Genomic DNA, 16,200 nt, shown 5'->3' with positions numbered 1-16,200 from the left:
CATCAGGTAACGTGTAGCAAGATAGGCAGGAAACAGTGAAAACCAAAAATAGTATGAATCGAATGTATGGATTGATCATTGGTTTGCTTTTTATTCTATTCGGCTGTGGTTGGGAAGAGGATTATAAACGCGCTGCCTTTCTATCAATGCAGAATGATACAGATTTAATATTGGCTCCCTATCCATTCAATATATTTGATAGAGAGGCAAGGGATGCAATCACTCTTTCTCATTATTCTAAGGAAGAGATTAAAAATATTTTAGAGGATCACGATCTGTCTTGGGAAGAATTAAAGACCCAATGGCAATTGGATGCAGAGGAAGAAAATTTTTCGAAAGAAGTAAACTACACCTCTCATTATACACAATACTTTTATGATACAGAAATTCCCATTTGGATCTATGGCCCTAAATGGATTCGAAACGGCCAGTATTCTGATCCTATCAACCAACAACATATCCCTTCTATATATGGAAGGATTCTCGATTTCAAATTTACCAATACACTAGACACTTCCTATTTAGATAAAATATTCCAAAATCAAAATGTAAAACCAGAGATCATCGTCACTGTTGTTGTGGATCAAGGTGGAAGACAACTTTACAAAGCACACAAAGGTTCTTATCCATTTTTAGAAGGTTTAAAAAACAATTCTGCCTATTTCAAAAAAGCAAAAGTAGGTCACTTGGAATCCCATACGGCCGTTGGACACATGGCGATTGGAACAGGTGCCTTTCCTAAAGATTCAAAGATATTCTCAAACGAAATCTATTCTTATGCAGATGGAAAAGTCCTTCACAGGCCTGTATACCAGGGAGCAAATAAAGATTGGGATCTTAGTGAGTTAGCAGTTCCTAGTTTCTCCGATGAATGGGATCTTTTCAAAAATAATGAACCGGTAATCATTAGCCAATGTTATGCGGCAAGAGCCTCCGTGGGTATGGCAGGTCATGGAAAACTTTTTAGTCCCTCCACAAAGAATAAGGATTCCCTTCCTTCCGACTTCGACTATGTGTATTGGCAAGATATAAAAAATTTATCTTGGTCATCGTATGCGAACGCTTTTCTCACACCAAAATCTGCGCAGAAATACAATTTATATAAATTTTATTTAGATAACAAAAACCAAATCTCTACGCACTTTGAAGCTAAAGACGCAATCGAGTTAATGGCAAAAATTCACCACTTCCAAGGTTCCGAATTTCAGGTAAAAATGGATGGGGCGTTGTTTCGCGATACGGTTTCAGAAACGATTCTCAACACTAAAAAAGATAAAGATGGAATCACAGATCTTGCCTATGTGACTTTAAAGGCAACGGATGCGGTCGGACATTTGTATGGTTGGGAATCTAAAGAGGCCGAACAGGTGCTTAAGGCAACTGACAAAGAAATTCAAACTATCTTCCAATTTCTAAAAGATAACTTTGGAGATAACTTTGTTATGGTGGTCACTGCCGATCATGGTGCGGCTCCAATGCCAGAAATTTCGAATGGTCTCTTTTTAAGCCACGAACAATTCTTTGGAGCAGTGAATGAATTATTGCCAGAATCTGAAAGAAACAAACAATCTCTTATCAAATGGGTTGCTCATTCACAGCTATCATTCGATAGGGAGATTATGAAAAAATTCAATGTCAGTGAAGAAGAGATAATTAATAAGATTCTTTCGATCCAAGTGAATCAGAAAAAGTTTTTTAGAAAGGTATGGAGAAGAAAAGAGATTCCGAATCTATCTTTATAAAATAGATCCGGAGATTGATTTTACTTTTTCTTGGGAGGAGTGTCGTCTTTTTTGAAGTCTTTTAATTTCAAATAGACTTTGATCTCTTCAAAATCAATTCGATCGAGACTGACCGAAACTGGATCGCCGATAAAGAATATCTTGGAATATTTTTTAGAATAGAAGGAAAAGTCATTTTTGATAACAACTTCAAACTCATCTGTAAATTCTGATTTATCTAAAACTCCTTCCAAATTAGAAATATCTAGCTCTACAAAAATTTGAGAAGGGCGGATACCCACAATAAAACCTTTGAATTCTTTGATTCCAGTAGATTCCAAATACCGGAAGGATTTGATTTTGACGATGTCTCGCTCCGCATCAGCGGCTCTACGTTCTTCTTCAGAACAATGTAATCCCATCACTGCAATCTCATTCTCAGAATAGGTTCTCTCTGTTTCTAGAAGTGTAGCCTGTAAAACTCTATGGACAATCAAATCCGGATAACGCCTAATTGGTGAAGTGAAGTGACAATAGTCTTTAAATCCCAGTCCCCAGTGGCCCAGTGGATCTGCTCCGTAGTAGGCCTGCATAAAACTTCTTAAAAGCAAATAATTGAAAATTTTTCCAACAGAATTGTCTTCAATTTCTTTTACAGCCTTCATAATTTCCGCATAACTTGTATCTTTAATTTGGATGTTGTAGCCATTGAGTTGGAGAAAATGATTTAAGGTTTCTAATTTCTCCTCATCCATTGGTTCATGAATTCGATGGAGTGACGGTGCTTTTCTTTTTCGTAAAAACTCATCTACTTTTAAGTTCGCAGACAACATGAGTTCTTCGATTAAAATATGACTTGTCAGTCGTTCGCGGTTTTCAATCCCAATAGGTTCTTTTCGTTCGTTCCAAGTAATGGTGGTCTCTCGTAAATTTAAGTCGATTCGACCAGCGGCCATCCTACGTTTCCGTAAAGCCTCCGTAAATTGAGAAACCTGATACATCCAATTATTTGGATCTTTGGCTTTGATTTCTTCCTCAGCCATTTCGTAAGTATAACGAGTTTTGACTTTGATTACTGATTTATAAAATTTTGCATTGTAGATTTCACCAGTTTTACTAGCTTCCATTTCCACTGTAAAGGCAAGACGATTCGTGTTGGCAACCAAACTACACAAATCTTCTGATAGGATTGGTGGTAACATGGGAACTACACGATTAGCCAAATAAACTGACGTAGCTCTTTCATACGCTTCTTTATCTAATAGAGAATCTTTCTCTACATAGTAAGAAACATCTGCAATGTGAATCCAAATTCGAAGTCTATTTCCTTCGTCTACAAAGCTGATTGCATCATCAAAGTCTTTAGCAGTAATGCCATCAATGGTTACGGCATATAGTTCACGTAAGTCGGTTCTCTGGTTCCAGTCGGAAACAGTTTTTTCAGACACTTCCTCAGGAAAATCCAAAGGTATAAAATCTGGATGAACCGGATCATAATTGTATTTCATTAAAATCCGTTGTAAGTCACTATCTTCTTTCGTATCAGATTCGAAACGGATAAAACTAACATCATACATGTTCTCTTGGGGAGGAGCGCCTTCTTTAAATTTTACAATGAGAATATCATTTACGTTAATGGAATCAAAAGTATCCTTTAAAATAGATTTAACATGAAGAACACCTTCTTTGTTATCTCCCAACATATCTAGAAAGTTTCCAAATATGAATTTATTCGTTTTTTCTCTGACACGCATTCTATAGAGAACTCGGCCTCGTTTAACAATATTCGTCACTTCTGCTTCAAGTTTATTTTTCTTTCCGACACCTAACGGAATGACTTCTACTTTGTCGCCTGTGATGGCTGAATTAGTCATTGGGCCGGGAACAAAAATATCATTCTTAGTAGGTAAGGTAATAAAACCATCACCTCTTCTTGAAATAGAAATTCTTCCTGTTAGGCGAAAAGGATTGGCAACAGTTAAATACTTTTTGTTGGGTATTAATAATCCTTCTGTCTGGAGCAGATCGATGAGTTGGTCGATAAGAAATTCGATTTCTTTTCTAGGAACCTTTTCTTTCCGTTTAAAAGATTTTACCTTTTTTGTTTTTGGGTCGGGTCGTTTGAATTCACTTGATTCGGTAAATTTTTTTTTGATCTCTTGTCTTGTGATGTCCTTTCCAGACCGTTGATCCAGAAATTCTATTATTTTTCTTTGTATTTTATAGGTATCCATAAATTCATTTGTGATCTACATAGGTCCCGCGAATGTAATTGGGCAGGAGAGATAAATAGTCGTTTTTATTTGGTTCTGATTCGAAGTATCGTTTCAAACTATACTCTAGTATAGACGAAAGATTCAACTTTGTCGCTTCAATTTTTGTAGCTGAATTTGGGTAAAACTTCGGTAAATTTCCAGTATAGTACCAATTGTTAGGTGTCCATTCGGCGGTTCGAAGTTTTAATTCGATCAATTCTGGAGTAAGGTCGAAGGATTCTGAAAAATCAAATTTGGTAGCATATTTTGTATAATATTTATTTTGTTTGCCATCCAAACAAAAGAGGGAAGTTTTCCCATCTGACTCTTTTTTTTGGAAACCCACCAAATAAGCTTCCATACTATCAATTCCAAAAACTGGGATGTCCCATAATTGGGCTAGGTCTCTTGCTGTAGTCACTGTTATGCGAATTCCAGTAAAGGATCCTGGCCCAGTAGTCACAATAATAAGATCTGGTTTTTTTACTTTAGCATCTTCGAGAGTCATTCGAATCATCTCAACTAATTTGTAAGAGGATTCTTTTGGTGTGGTTTCCGTTTGTTTGGCTAGTATTTGGAGGTTAGGCTCCGACTGGTAAAGGGCAACAAGAACCTGGATCCAATCTTGCGTTGTGTCGAAATATAGAACATTCATTGAATTTCGTTTTCCGACCATTCTAAAGTATAAGAGCGATATTCTAGGGAATCAGACTCAATTGAAAGTAGAATTCGATTTGCTTTTGGTAGGTAAGGTTCAGCGATTTGCCACCATTCAATGGCAGAAACTCCTTCCTTTCCCCAAATCTCTTCAAATCCCAATTCATCGAGTTCTTCAGGATATTTGAGTCGATACAAATCAAAATGATACAAACGAAAGTTAGGCGAATCGTAAATATTATACAAAGAAAAGGTAGGTGAATTGATAGAACTTTCAGTACCAAATCGACTGAACCACTCCCGAATGAAGGTAGTTTTCCCTGCCCCCATTTCGCCAGAAAGTAGTAGAATTGGAAATTGGTTATTTTTAAGAAAATTTGCCACTAACTGATCTAAACTTACAAACAAGGGACTCAGTTCCGATTCTCTCAGGGAGAGAAAACTCGCCTTCATTGGTTAAAGAACTTCTCCACGTCGAAGGAATCAAATTGATAAGCGGTTCTACAAAATTCACAAGTGATTTCGATCTTTCCAAATTCATCGATGATAGAGTCGGCTTCTTGTTTGCCGAGGGAGGCAATGATATCGGCAACCTTATGTCTGGAACAATCGCACAAAAATTCAGGAGCCTCGTTACTTAAAATTTCTAAATAGGATCCAATTTCGGTTTGTAGGGACAGAAACATTTCATCCAAACCCAAAGCCCAAAAGGATTCTTTTTGAACCAATGGTTGAATCTTTGAAATTAAAAATAAAAAACTTTCTTCTGGGGCATCGGGAAGGGCTTCAAAAAATAGACCCTTCGCCGAGAAATCATTTCCAGGAAAATCAAAAGGAAAAACTTCCATTCCTACAATGCCTTTGATTTGTTCAGACTCGGTTAGATACTTAATAAAATTAACTTCAAATGTATCTTCTACGAGGTTGGTATAGGACTGATAAGTATCAGAATCAAAGTCCCAACGAATCACCTTCATGATTCCCTGTCCGAGTATAAATTCATTTCGAATATCACCCTCTTCATGACTTGCAGAATAAGCCACAGATTTCATTTTTCCATATCGATCACTGTAGGCTAATGCTTGTTTGTTGGAATCATCTTTCCATTGAATACTAACCTTTTGTTGGTTTTTTGTCATCTCTGCGAGAAACAACGCACCCATCATGGTTTTGGAAAGGAATACGGACATTTCTTTGTTAAGAGAATGTAGAAACATAGCTTCTTTAGCAGTTTCCGTGAGATCGACTAGTGTAAATCGATAGTGATGGGTGTTGGATATACCTAAAATAACTTTGTCAGACATTATTTGATTGAAAGGGGTGTTTTCTGATTCAGTCTGTGTCACAAGATAGATTCTGCAATCGCAAAAAGGAAAAATATGATCTTTGGTGCCTGTTATTACCCCGAACAATGGAACCCTAAGGACTGGGATGAAGACCTAAAAATAATGAAAGAAATGGGTCTTTCTTCCGTAAGGTTGGCAGAATTCGCATGGGGAATCATGGAGCCGAAGGAAGGAAAGTTCGACTTTTCTTTGTTTGATGCTATTTTAAAAAAAATCCAAGAACATGGGATGACTGCGATCTTAGGAACTCCGACAGCTACCTTCCCTCCTTGGTTGTACAAAAAATTTCCGGAAATCGTACAGGTATCAAAAGAGGGAATTGTAAGAGGAATCGGCACCAGACGCCAAGCTTGTTTTTCATCTGCTGCCTATAAAAAAGCTACAGAACGAATTGTGACAGCTATGGCCAAACATTTTGGCAACCATCCGGCTGTCGTTGGTTGGCAAATTGATAACGAACCTGGACACGAAGGTTCCGATGTAGACTATTCCCCTTTAGCGTTAAAGAATTTTCGAATCTGGCTAAAGAATAAATATAAAACCTTAGATTCGCTTAACAAACGTTGGGGGAATGTGTTTTGGGGGGTGATTTATTCTGATTGGAGTGAAATTCCTTTACCGGCAGCTCATGTGGCTAGTAATTTCAATCCTGCGATGATTCAAGATTATTACAGATTTCAATCAGATGAACTTGTATCTTATATTCACTTCCAAGCAGAGATATTAAGAAAGTATAGTAAAAACAAACCACTCACTACCAATCTTTATCCTTCTCCCTTTTTACCAGTAACCGATATGTCTGCTCTATTTTCTAAGTTAGACTATGTGTCTTGGGACAACTATCCTGTTTGGGGGAACCAACAAGAACCATACCCCCATCCACTGGTTACAGCTACCCAACAGTATTCGAGAGGATTAAAAAATATACCCTACACTGTAATGGAGCAGTTCTCTGGTGTACAAGGTCATGATACTTTGGGTTATCTTCCTCCTCCGGGACAAATTGGGCTTTGGTTGACACAAGCAATAGTAAACGGTGCGAACCAAATTTATTTCTTTCGTTATCGCACGGCACGTTTTGGTCAGGAACAACTTTGTTACGGGATTTTGGATCATGGAAAAAGAAAAACTACCAAATACTTTGAGTTAAAAGAAACCATTCAGGACATTAAAGAATTTGCAGCTGATATCGCAGAGTCGCCTTACAAAGCTGAGGTGGCAATTTTACATGATATAGAAAATTCTCGTAATTATAAACACCAACCTTTAAGTGATGGATTAAAATTTGCTCCCGTACCTTTTGCACAAGTGGGTTATGATATAGAACTTGCTACTTGGTTTGCGGGAACCAATGTTTTAAATGTAAATTCCCATTCTTTACCTGTTCATGTTGATTATGATTGGTCTAAGTACAAAGTCTTGACCCTTCCTCTCTATACAATGTTTGATCCACTCGTTGTAGAAAAACTAAAAAAGTATGTAGCAAATGGTGGAACTTTGGTTCTTGGTTACCGAGCCGGAATCAAGGATAAAGACCATTGGATGGTGGAAGAACCAGTTCCTGGTGTTTTTTCTGAAATGGCGGGTGTAGAGGTGTTTCAATTTGAGGCGCCGGCAACTGACAAGGTGGGAATTCGAATGGGATTTTTACCATTAAAAGGATCTAAATTTTGCGAAATTTTGGAGCCTACTACGGCGAAAGTGATCGCACGATACAAGGATTCTAAAAAGTTTTATTCGGGAAAACCTGCCATCACAGTTAATACTTACGGTAAAGGAAAAGTCTATTATGTAGGAACTTCCTTAACTCCCGAAAGTTTTATTCTTTTGTACCGAAAGATATTAAAAGAAGCGGGTGTTCGTTTTGGTTTTCTTGGTGCGAGTATTGAGCGCCATCATCGCGAAGGAAAACAATACAATTATGAAATTACAATGAACCATTCTCCTCGTTACAAACTGGCCGGACTTTCCATTTTAAAACCATTTGGTTATAAGATCAAAAGAATTCCAAAATAGAACTTTGTTATTTGAAAATAGATAATGAAAATACAAGATTATAAATCAATCAATCGGATTCTAAATGAAACATCCGCAAAAAATAAATCAGGTGAAATCTATGTAGATAATCTACATTCCCCTTATATTCAATTTCCGGAAAAATTTGTAATCCCCGGAACTTCGGTCACACAACCTGAGTTTGGTGATATTAAGGATTTTGTACATACAGTTCTAAAATACATTCCCGAAGCTATCGAGGGAACCTGTTTATTACCAGAACCTCGGCCCAAAAGAGAGACTGGGAAATTGTTTTTTGTAAGACCCATGTTATTTGGTTCGTCTCGGTTTTTATATGTATTTTCTGTAGATATGTTGTATTTGGGTGGTGCCAAGTCGGAAGAAATTAAGAAGCCTGGTTCCCAAAATATGACTCCCTCTATCCTTACGGACAGATTGTACTTTCAAACCAAAATCATTCACCTCCATTCCACTTTAGAGGACGGTGAGGATATTACGGACTTTCAAGCAAAACGATTTCAGGGTGGGGTCTTCCGTGTAGAATCCGAGAAAGATGAAAATAAGCCGATTCGAAAGTTTTCGGAAATCTTTGATGAAATTGATTTTTCAGAAACAGAATCGACAATTCGTGAAGAATTAGGAATCAATTCTGAAGTATGGAAATTAGGAAGGATCTATAGTCCCATCGGAATAGACTATTTATCCCTATCTTTGAGATTTTTAATCCCTAGTTTGCCAAAAACAATCCAGCATTTCAAAAACTTTTATCCGATTTTGACAGAAACAGACCAGGGGATTCCGGATGAAACTTTAAAGAAATATCACGAATATCTTTCTTTATTCGAAGTGGAAAGAACTCAGTCGAAGTCTGGTAATATTTTGTGGAAAGTCATTACGAAATCATCCGATAATTAAATAGCAGGTAATATGGGCATATCTTCACCAACCATTAGTTTCCCTATTGATGAAACCATCAAACGGATCGAATACGTAAAAGCAAATGCTATGGGAATCATCCATGAAGCAAAAAAAATTCAACGAGAAGTCTCCGCCATTCGATCACAAACAGATGCCGATGAAAAGGAACGAATAGATGCCGCCGACGGTAAGTTAGGTGATATTTTAATTCGATTTTTACAAAAATCCTTTCCAAAAGATGGAATTATCTGTGAGGACAAGCCAACCATTGATGGTGGGGATTTTAAGTGGGTATTAGATCCAGTGGACGGATCCATGAATTTTGTTCGTGGACTGCCTTTGTATGCAATATCCTTTGGGTTAGAACATAGAGAAACACCTGTCGGTGGAGTTGTGATTGTTCCTCCACAAGAATCCGTCTATTCTGCGGTGATGGGAGAGGGCGCATATAAAAATGGGGAACAAATTTATACTTCCACCATTTCTGAATTGAACCGTGCCATTTTTTCACCGAATCTTCCCACCAAACGAGCTCACATGATCCAGGAAATTATGGCTGACCTTTCCGGATTTTTAACCTACGCACGTTCTTTTCGTAGAACTGGCTCTTTTGTTTTGGATGCCTGTTTCATCGCTGAAGGTGTAATGGATGCGATTTGGGAAAAAACAGTCAAACACTGGGATGTTTCTGCCATTTCTGTGATTTTGGCGGAAGCTGGTGGGAAATTGACTGACTTAAATGGAGTCCATTATTACACAGGACTTCCGGAATTAGTGGCTTCTAATGGAGTTTTACATTCCGAAATTTTAAATTTATTAAAGACAGTTCGTTCTACAGTCAGTCGAAATTGATAGAGGGAATGATTAGAACCATTCTACTTTTTTAGTTTACGATTTGCTTTTGCGATCCATACTAGATACAAAATACAAATACACTTGAATCCATCAGGAGACACCCACCATGGAACATAAACTCCCAGAACTTCCTTATGCTAAGGATGCACTTGCTCCGCATATTTCTGCAGAAACTCTCGAGTTTCACTACGGAAAACACCACCAAACTTACGTTACCAATCTCAATAACCTAATCAAAGGTACTGAGTTTGAAAACGCTAGTCTGGAAGAAATTGTAAAAAAGTCTTCCGGCGGAATTTTCAATAACGCAGCTCAGATTTGGAACCATACTTTCTACTGGCATTCCCTTTCTCCAAAAGGTGGCGGAGCTCCTACAGGTGCTGTTGCTGATCTCATCACTAAGTCTTTTGGTTCTTTTGATGCTTTCAAAGAAAAGTTTTCACAATCGGCCATTACTAACTTTGGATCTGGATGGACTTGGCTTGTTAAAAAAGGTGACGGCGTAGAAATCGTCAACACAAGCAATGCTGGTAGCCCATTGAAAGATGGTCTCCAATCTTTACTAACAATTGACGTTTGGGAACATGCATACTATATCGATTTCCGTAATGCTCGTCCAAAATACGTGGAAGCATTCTGGAATTTAGTAAACTGGGACTTCGCAAACCAAAACTTAAAATAAGAACGGATTCAAAATCACACGTCGAAAGGCAGGTTCCGGAATCCGGCTCCTGCCTTTTTTATTTCATTATAAGATTAAAAATGAATCTTGGTACCAAATACAGAGTTTTTTATGACCCAAACACTTCCGAAAATCAAAATCCCCAAAAAACCAAATTACACTTCGTTATTCTTACCTGAAGGAATCGAGTTTTGGGAACTTTTTAGGGTCGTTGAGGCAAAATACGAGAATTGTTTTTTATTAGAATCCGCAGGGGACAACCAATACGATTCTCGGTATTCTGTTATGGGTTTTGAACCTTCTCACATCCTCGTGGGTGAGACTGGAGTTTTAGAAATTGATGGAAAAAAATATTCTGTTGAGAACCCATACTATGCTCTCAGAGAACTTACTGATTATAATTCGCTAAGCATTAGTTATGCGGGTGGATTTGTAGGTTATTTGGGTTATCAAAGTATGCAGTTCTTTGAACCAAAATTAAAACTGGAACCCCACCCTGATTTTCCAGCTATGATTTTTGGATTGTATTTAGATGGATTGATTTACGATAAATTTACTGGCGAGTTAATCTATTTTGATAACGGCACAAACCGTATCGATGAAGTGAACCAAATCCTAAACCTGGCAGTGAAGCAAAAGTCTGAGAAACCAAAAGCCAAGGTTTCTTTATTACAAGCGGGTTTGTCCAAAGAAGTGCATAAACAAATGGTGGAAGAGGCTTTAGAAGAAGTGAAAGCCGGAAACACCTTCCAATGCCAAATTGGTTTTGAGGAAATTTATCAAGTGGATGGAAATCCATTAGCTATTTATGAAACCTTGAGAGAGATCAATCCTTCTCCTCATATGTATTATGTAAAATTTGGATCTCGTGCCATTTTGGGTGCAAGTCCTGAGTTATTATTCAGGTTACGGCAAGGAGAAATGGAATCCTTTCCCTTAGCTGGCACCACCAAACGGGGAGTTGACGCCAAAGAAGATACTCTCCTTGCAAGAAAACTTTTAACTGATCCCAAAGAAATCGCCGAACACAATATGCTCATCGACCTTCATCGTAACGATGTGGGCCGAGTGGCAAAATTTGGAACAGTCAAGGTGCGTAGACGTTTTGATGTAAAAAGATTTTCTCATGTGCAACATATCTCTAGCGAAGTGGTAGGAATTCTTTCTTCCAAAGAAGATATGTTTTCGGGACTTGCTTCTTCCTTCCCCGCAGGAACACTCTCTGGTGCCCCAAAGATTGAATCCATGAAGATCATTGAACGGATTGAAAAATCTCCACGTGGTCCGTATGGCGGTGCTGTGGGAAGTTTTGGATTGAATGGGGATTGTACATTTGCAATTCCGATTCGTAGTTTTTTTGTGAATGGAATCAAAGGTTTTGTCCGGGCTTCTGGAGGAATTGTTTTTGATTCTAAACCGGAAGATGAATACCAAGAAATTATTAATAAAATGGCCTCGGTTCGCAAAGCTCTAGATTTACATAAAGGGTCATAAGCTGTGATGGAAATTTATATGAAACATTTCAAAAACAAAGGAAAATCTACATCCCTATGAAAGTACTTATCCTAGACAATTATGATTCTTTTACATTTAACCTTTACCAACTCGTTGGTGAAATCTTGGAAGAAAGGGAAGAACTCTTTCAACTGGATGTGATTCGAAATGATGAAAAATCTTTCGAAACAATCAAATCAGCTAACTATGATAAGATTATTATTTCTCCCGGACCCGGCCATCCCGCAGACCCGGCTTATTTTGGAGTCAGTGCTGACATTCTAAAGGAATTGGGTAAAACAACTCCCGTGCTTGGGATTTGTCTTGGAATGCAAGGAATGGCAACGGTATTTGGTGGAGAAGTGGTTCGTGCTAATGTGGCTATGCACGGTAAACTTTCTCCAATCGAACATGATGGTAAAGGTGTCTTCCAAGGGCTCACACAGGGCATTGAAATCATGCGTTACCATTCCTTGGTGGCGAAAGAAACTTCGCTTCCCAAGGATTTGGAAATTACGGCCCGAGTTTCCGCAGGTGAGGGAAAGGGGGAAATTATGGGACTTCGACACAAAACTTTAAAAATTGAAGGAGTCCAATTCCATCCAGAATCGTTTGGATCGGAAGAGGGGAAAGACCTACTGAGAAATTTTATTAATTCCTAATTTGATAGGGAAACAGATCCATTTTTTAAGTTAAATAAAAAATGAGGCCTTCGTTTTTACTTTAAATCTTCCAACATGGCCTCTTCCCATGAGGCAAAAAAATCAAAATCATTACTTGCCTTTTGAGAATCATCGCCGCCAAACAAAGAAAACCGTTTCCTTTTAGTTTCGTTGTAAGTGGTAATCGTATTGATTTGTCCGCGCGGTGTTTTTCTAAACGTTGCATGGATTTGGGAACCTCCCCTTCCTTGGGTTCCTTGGATAAGTAGGGTAAAAAACTCATTAAAGTATTCATCCATATTCCCTGGGATAAAAAAATTCACAAAACCTTGGGGAATAATGTAGAAAAAACTTCCGTTGATTTCTTTTTTCCCAATCCGTACAAAATGTCCGTTAAGAGTGTCTGTTTGATTATCAAAACTTGTTTTTAATTTGTATTCCAAATTATTGATTTTTACGGTGATCCCAAAAGATCGGATTTCAAAATCTCCTAAAAATCGTATTTCTTTTGGAGAAAGAAAGTAATCGGCAGGAGGATCAATGGGAAAATGAAACTGGATGGTTTTGCCCTGATTTGTAATTTTAAATTTATGAGTTGGATTGAATTTATCCCATACTTCAATATTTAGTTTAGTTTTTTCTAATCGTGAGCCTGTTCGTTGGTAAAATCCAGGAAACTTAGTCTTTGTATCTTCGTTGATTGTGAATTCTAACGTATGCCATTCTGCATTTTCAGTTACATGGCATTGCATGGCACTACAAAGAAATTGCAAGTTTTGCGATGTTGATTTCAAAGATTGATAAGCATTGTGGTCATTGATGGCTAAAGCAAAATCATGAAACCATTTGAAAAAATCTCGTGGTTGGTACCCGTTTAGTTTATGAATGGTCTTTTTTTCCACAGCATAAATCTCTCGTTCTTCCCATTGTTTGGGTGTAAAAGTAACTTTAGCAAGAAAATCGTATTTAGTTGGCTCTGGCTCATTCCAATGCAGGTTCCAATTCTGTTGGTTGTCAATGCTACCGGAGAGGGAAAGGAAAGGATAACCTTCTGGAGTCTTTGGAAGTTGGGATTCGTTTTCTTCGCTGAGACTGCCAGCAAGGGCTGCAAAAAATACTTCGTTTTTTGAGGTAGATTTGATGGACCGTTGCAGATGGTCATATCCTTTCCAAAACTGATAATAGTTTTCATTTTTTTGAAAACAATTAGAAACACTAACGAAGATTAGCGTACATAATAAATAATTGTGAAAGTTATATTTCTTTTTTAAGAATGCCATATATTTCTCGGATAAGATCTTCATCCATTTGTTCCTGATAGGATGAAGAAACTAGTTTGCCTGATTTATTAAATATTCGTATGTAGGATTCGCCTTTGGTTAGACCGACGGAAAGGTGGCCTTTGCGATCCAAAAGAATACTTTCAAATTGTTTTGTTTTGGATTCTTCTAGGTAATCTTCCACAAGTTTGTTTGTTTCTTGGAAATCCAAATAAAGAAGGAAGTGAACTTTCGAACTATCTTTCCAAAGTAAATTTTGCATTTTCCAGTAGAGTTTTCGGCCTTGTTTGCGGCAGAGTTCCAGATCACGAAGGAAACATCCCATTAATACGACAGGTTTTCCTTTTACGGAACTGTCAGAATACGATTGCCCATATTGGTCCTTCATCTGAAATTGTGGCATGGCCTGTGCATTCCATTTTTCGCCAGATAAAAAACCAAATACAATCAAAAACAAAACCAGTCGATACACGGTTTTCAGCGTATTCATAAATTCATTAACGGCAAGTTCAAAAAAATCCTTTGTTTTGCTTCTTATTTTTTTTATTACCGATTGTTCCAGTTTTGCTAGTAAAATTAAACTTATAGATTCTTCCGCATCTTTGGCTTTTTTTGAAGTGGAGGAAGATGAATGGCGGAAGATTTTTCCAAATGAAGTTTCAAAACTTAACATAGACACAATAAAATTCACTGAACTACCCAATGTACTAAAGTCCATCCAATACAAACGAGGTGTCCTTGCTTATGAAGATTGGGAGGTTTTGGTTCCAGAGGCCTATCTGCCTGAAATACAAAAATTTGCTGAGAAGGTAGTTACAAATAAAGAACCAAAAGTGTATCTTTGTATTTTTAAGTTAGATGATATTCTCGCACCGAACGTAAAAATACTAAAAACAAGTTTTTATATCTTAGGTACAGAAGAAGGTTTGGTTTTATTATTTCATGAAATCAATACTAATATCAGTTTCCAAACGCAGTATTCATTCGAAGATTGGGTGATTTTTCATCCTTCCCCAATCAAACCAATCTATAGACCCGAACTTTGGCTACGAGACAAACAACATACAAGTTTGTATAAAGACAAACTTGTTAGTAAAAATGGTATTTATGGGAATGTGGTTGTTTATCAGATTCCAGAATTGATTCCAAATCCTCCTCTCTATAAGTATCCAAAGGAGGAAGAGGTCATTGCACCAGTGGAACAATGGAAATCAGTTCCAGAAAAACTAAAAGCATTAGAAGAAATGAGAAAGAACCAACTCATAACAGATGAGGAATACAACCGCAAGAAGACAGAACTTTTAAAAGAATTTTAAATTCCATCTCCATGAATGAATTCTTGAAGGAATCTATCATCTTCTTGAGCTTCAATTGAAGATTTTTCTAACAGTTGTTGTTTTTCGTAAAGTTTGTTAATGAGCTGTTGTTGAGTTTCGACTTTTTCCAGTAGAACAGAAAATACTTTGGCAATTGGATCTGGCATTTGATTGTGTTCTAACATTTGTTCTACGCTATCAGACGCTATGTCACCAGCCTTAACTACCTTACCAGGAATTCCCACTACAGTACAACCTGCCGGAACATTTCGCATAACAACAGATCCAGCACCAACTCGGACATGGTCTTCAACTGTGATATTTCCTAGAACTTTCGCCCCTGCTCCTATTACTACATGCTTACCAATCGTTGGATGTCGTTTTCCGGATTCTTTTCCTGTTCCCCCAAGGGTCACTCCTTGGAAGATGAGGGAACCACTGCCTATAATTGCAGTTTCTCCAATCACTACTCCAGAACCGTGATCTATAAAAACACCTGGCGCAATTTTGGCACCAGGGTGGATATCAATGCCCGTTAAAAACCGACTAATGTAATTTACCAGTCTTGGGATGATGGGCAATCGAAGTTTATAAAGTAAATGAGCGAATTTATGGAGCCATAGGGCATGCAGCCCAGGGTAACAAAGCACAATTTCCAAATAGGATTTTGCTGCCGGGTCAAATTTTTTGATAATTTTTATATTTTCAAACATTGATTAGTTGGTTTTATAATTACTGATTAGACGAGTCAACTTTTCCAAGGGTTGGGAAAGATTTAAAAGGATAAGGAACTGAGGATCTGTACAAAAAATTCACTTGTTCAATGGAATCCAAAGACCCAATTTGAGGAAGAAAAATTTCATTTCAAAGGATCTGCAAAAAAGAATCAACTTTGCCATTTCGTAAGGAATTGACACAGTTTTTCCAAATGGTGCAGGAATTAAGGTTCAATCTGAATGAAGTTCAGATCCTTGAGAACCTTTTAAATTTCTTTTGCT

General features: G+C 37.6%; 15 protein-coding genes. 8 read left to right on the top strand and 7 right to left on the bottom strand.

Translation table 11 applies throughout. The features are described 5' to 3' along the window. The first annotated feature begins 53 nt into the window (after positions 1-53). Entirely contained in the window at positions 54-1,742 is a 1,689-nt protein-coding gene (locus LEP1GSC195_RS14160; protein ID WP_015681882.1) for an alkaline phosphatase family protein, read from the top strand. A 20-nt stretch (positions 1,743-1,762) separates the two neighbouring features. On the opposite strand, the gene LEP1GSC195_RS14155 is transcribed toward LEP1GSC195_RS14160, so the two are convergent. Genes LEP1GSC195_RS14155 through LEP1GSC195_RS14140 form a run of 4 tightly spaced genes read right to left on the bottom strand, consistent with a single transcriptional unit; the run spans position 1,763 to position 5,937 of the window. Further along, complete coding sequence (locus LEP1GSC195_RS14155) at positions 1,763-3,955, bottom strand: ribonuclease R family protein (RefSeq protein WP_015682444.1); 2,193 nt, start codon at positions 3,953-3,955, stop codon at positions 1,763-1,765. A gap of 4 nt (positions 3,956-3,959) precedes the next feature. Then, the gene (gene tsaB / locus LEP1GSC195_RS14150; protein WP_015680848.1) at positions 3,960-4,631 is read right to left on the bottom strand and encodes a tRNA (adenosine(37)-N6)-threonylcarbamoyltransferase complex dimerization subunit type 1 TsaB; all 672 of its coding nucleotides are present in this window, start codon (positions 4,629-4,631) and stop codon (positions 3,960-3,962) included. Further along, positions 4,628-5,086: a tRNA (adenosine(37)-N6)-threonylcarbamoyltransferase complex ATPase subunit type 1 TsaE gene (gene tsaE, locus LEP1GSC195_RS14145; RefSeq protein WP_015681365.1), complete on the bottom strand. Its 459-nt coding sequence runs from the start codon at positions 5,084-5,086 to the stop codon at positions 4,628-4,630. Before tsaE ends, tsaB begins: the two co-directional genes overlap by 4 nt. Continuing rightward, the gene (locus LEP1GSC195_RS14140; RefSeq protein WP_015681761.1) at positions 5,083-5,937 is read right to left on the bottom strand and encodes an Hsp33 family molecular chaperone HslO; all 855 of its coding nucleotides are present in this window, start codon (positions 5,935-5,937) and stop codon (positions 5,083-5,085) included. Before LEP1GSC195_RS14140 ends, tsaE begins: the two co-directional genes overlap by 4 nt. Before the next feature lie 75 nt (positions 5,938-6,012). On the opposite strand from LEP1GSC195_RS14140, the gene LEP1GSC195_RS14135 reads away from it, so the two are divergent. The 6 genes from LEP1GSC195_RS14135 (at position 6,013) to LEP1GSC195_RS14110 (ending at position 12,606) form a co-directional block, all read left to right on the top strand. After that, on the top strand, positions 6,013-7,995 hold the full coding sequence (locus LEP1GSC195_RS14135) for a beta-galactosidase (protein WP_015680744.1): 1,983 nt from the start codon (positions 6,013-6,015) through the stop codon (positions 7,993-7,995). A gap of 24 nt (positions 7,996-8,019) precedes the next feature. After that, complete coding sequence (locus LEP1GSC195_RS14130) at positions 8,020-8,910, top strand: LIC_10030 family protein (RefSeq protein WP_015681261.1); 891 nt, start codon at positions 8,020-8,022, stop codon at positions 8,908-8,910. A gap of 12 nt (positions 8,911-8,922) precedes the next feature. Further along, positions 8,923-9,765: an inositol monophosphatase family protein gene (locus tag LEP1GSC195_RS14125; protein ID WP_015682104.1), complete on the top strand. Its 843-nt coding sequence runs from the start codon at positions 8,923-8,925 to the stop codon at positions 9,763-9,765. 109 nt (positions 9,766-9,874) lie between these two features. Then, entirely contained in the window at positions 9,875-10,450 is a 576-nt protein-coding gene (locus LEP1GSC195_RS14120) for a superoxide dismutase (RefSeq protein ID WP_015682616.1), read from the top strand. A 111-nt stretch (positions 10,451-10,561) separates the two neighbouring features. Next, positions 10,562-11,944, top strand: coding sequence for an anthranilate synthase component I family protein (locus tag LEP1GSC195_RS14115; protein WP_015680899.1), 1,383 nt, complete (start codon positions 10,562-10,564; stop codon positions 11,942-11,944). Positions 11,945-12,000: 56 nt separating this feature from the next. Next, the gene (locus LEP1GSC195_RS14110; RefSeq protein ID WP_015681366.1) at positions 12,001-12,606 is read left to right on the top strand and encodes an anthranilate synthase component II; all 606 of its coding nucleotides are present in this window, start codon (positions 12,001-12,003) and stop codon (positions 12,604-12,606) included. 56 nt (positions 12,607-12,662) lie between these two features. On the opposite strand, the gene LEP1GSC195_RS14105 is transcribed toward LEP1GSC195_RS14110, so the two are convergent. Together LEP1GSC195_RS14105 and LEP1GSC195_RS14100 are read right to left on the bottom strand one after the other, a co-directional pair. Continuing rightward, the gene (locus tag LEP1GSC195_RS14105; protein ID WP_040506760.1) at positions 12,663-13,886 is read right to left on the bottom strand and encodes an LIC10025 family lipoprotein; all 1,224 of its coding nucleotides are present in this window, start codon (positions 13,884-13,886) and stop codon (positions 12,663-12,665) included. After that, positions 13,861-14,376, bottom strand: a complete 516-nt coding sequence (locus LEP1GSC195_RS14100; protein ID WP_232227803.1) for a peroxiredoxin family protein — start codon at positions 14,374-14,376, stop codon at positions 13,861-13,863. The genes LEP1GSC195_RS14105 and LEP1GSC195_RS14100 overlap by 26 nt, the downstream gene beginning before the upstream one ends. A gap of 37 nt (positions 14,377-14,413) precedes the next feature. Between LEP1GSC195_RS14100 and LEP1GSC195_RS14095 the strand changes: the two genes are divergently transcribed. After that, positions 14,414-15,202 carry an SHOCT domain-containing protein gene (locus LEP1GSC195_RS14095; RefSeq protein WP_232227802.1) on the top strand — a complete coding sequence of 263 codons (789 nt, stop codon included), beginning with the start codon at positions 14,414-14,416 and terminating at the stop codon, positions 15,200-15,202. Here the strand turns inward: LEP1GSC195_RS14095 and cysE are convergent. Beyond that, positions 15,199-15,915, bottom strand: coding sequence for a serine O-acetyltransferase (gene cysE / locus LEP1GSC195_RS14090; RefSeq protein ID WP_015682230.1), 717 nt, complete (start codon positions 15,913-15,915; stop codon positions 15,199-15,201). The two genes, LEP1GSC195_RS14095 and cysE, sit on opposite strands and share 4 nt — an antisense overlap. Positions 15,916-16,200 lie beyond the last annotated feature (285 nt).

Source organism: Leptospira wolbachii serovar Codice str. CDC, assembly GCF_000332515.2.
In the GTDB taxonomy this organism is placed as follows: Bacteria; Spirochaetota; Leptospiria; order Leptospirales; family Leptospiraceae; genus Leptospira_A; species Leptospira_A wolbachii.
Note: the sequence above shows the minus strand (reverse complement) of the source record. Positions and strands in the feature narration are given on the sequence as shown.

Coding starts and splice junctions, on each gene's coding strand:
- LEP1GSC195_RS14160 (WP_015681882.1), top strand. CDS start 54: ATGAATCGAATGTATGGATTGATCATTGGTTTGCTTTTTATTCTATTC.
- LEP1GSC195_RS14155 (WP_015682444.1), bottom strand. CDS start 3,955: ATGGATACCTATAAAATACAAAGAAAAATAATAGAATTTCTGGATCAA.
- tsaB (WP_015680848.1), bottom strand. CDS start 4,631: ATGAATGTTCTATATTTCGACACAACGCAAGATTGGATCCAGGTTCTT.
- tsaE (WP_015681365.1), bottom strand. CDS start 5,086: ATGAAGGCGAGTTTTCTCTCCCTGAGAGAATCGGAACTGAGTCCCTTG.
- LEP1GSC195_RS14140 (WP_015681761.1), bottom strand. CDS start 5,937: ATGTCTGACAAAGTTATTTTAGGTATATCCAACACCCATCACTATCGA.
- LEP1GSC195_RS14135 (WP_015680744.1), top strand. CDS start 6,013: ATGATCTTTGGTGCCTGTTATTACCCCGAACAATGGAACCCTAAGGAC.
- LEP1GSC195_RS14130 (WP_015681261.1), top strand. CDS start 8,020: ATGAAAATACAAGATTATAAATCAATCAATCGGATTCTAAATGAAACA.
- LEP1GSC195_RS14125 (WP_015682104.1), top strand. CDS start 8,923: ATGGGCATATCTTCACCAACCATTAGTTTCCCTATTGATGAAACCATC.
- LEP1GSC195_RS14120 (WP_015682616.1), top strand. CDS start 9,875: ATGGAACATAAACTCCCAGAACTTCCTTATGCTAAGGATGCACTTGCT.
- LEP1GSC195_RS14115 (WP_015680899.1), top strand. CDS start 10,562: ATGACCCAAACACTTCCGAAAATCAAAATCCCCAAAAAACCAAATTAC.
- LEP1GSC195_RS14110 (WP_015681366.1), top strand. CDS start 12,001: ATGAAAGTACTTATCCTAGACAATTATGATTCTTTTACATTTAACCTT.
- LEP1GSC195_RS14105 (WP_040506760.1), bottom strand. CDS start 13,886: ATGGCATTCTTAAAAAAGAAATATAACTTTCACAATTATTTATTATGT.
- LEP1GSC195_RS14100 (WP_232227803.1), bottom strand. CDS start 14,376: ATGAATACGCTGAAAACCGTGTATCGACTGGTTTTGTTTTTGATTGTA.
- cysE (WP_015682230.1), bottom strand. CDS start 15,915: ATGTTTGAAAATATAAAAATTATCAAAAAATTTGACCCGGCAGCAAAA.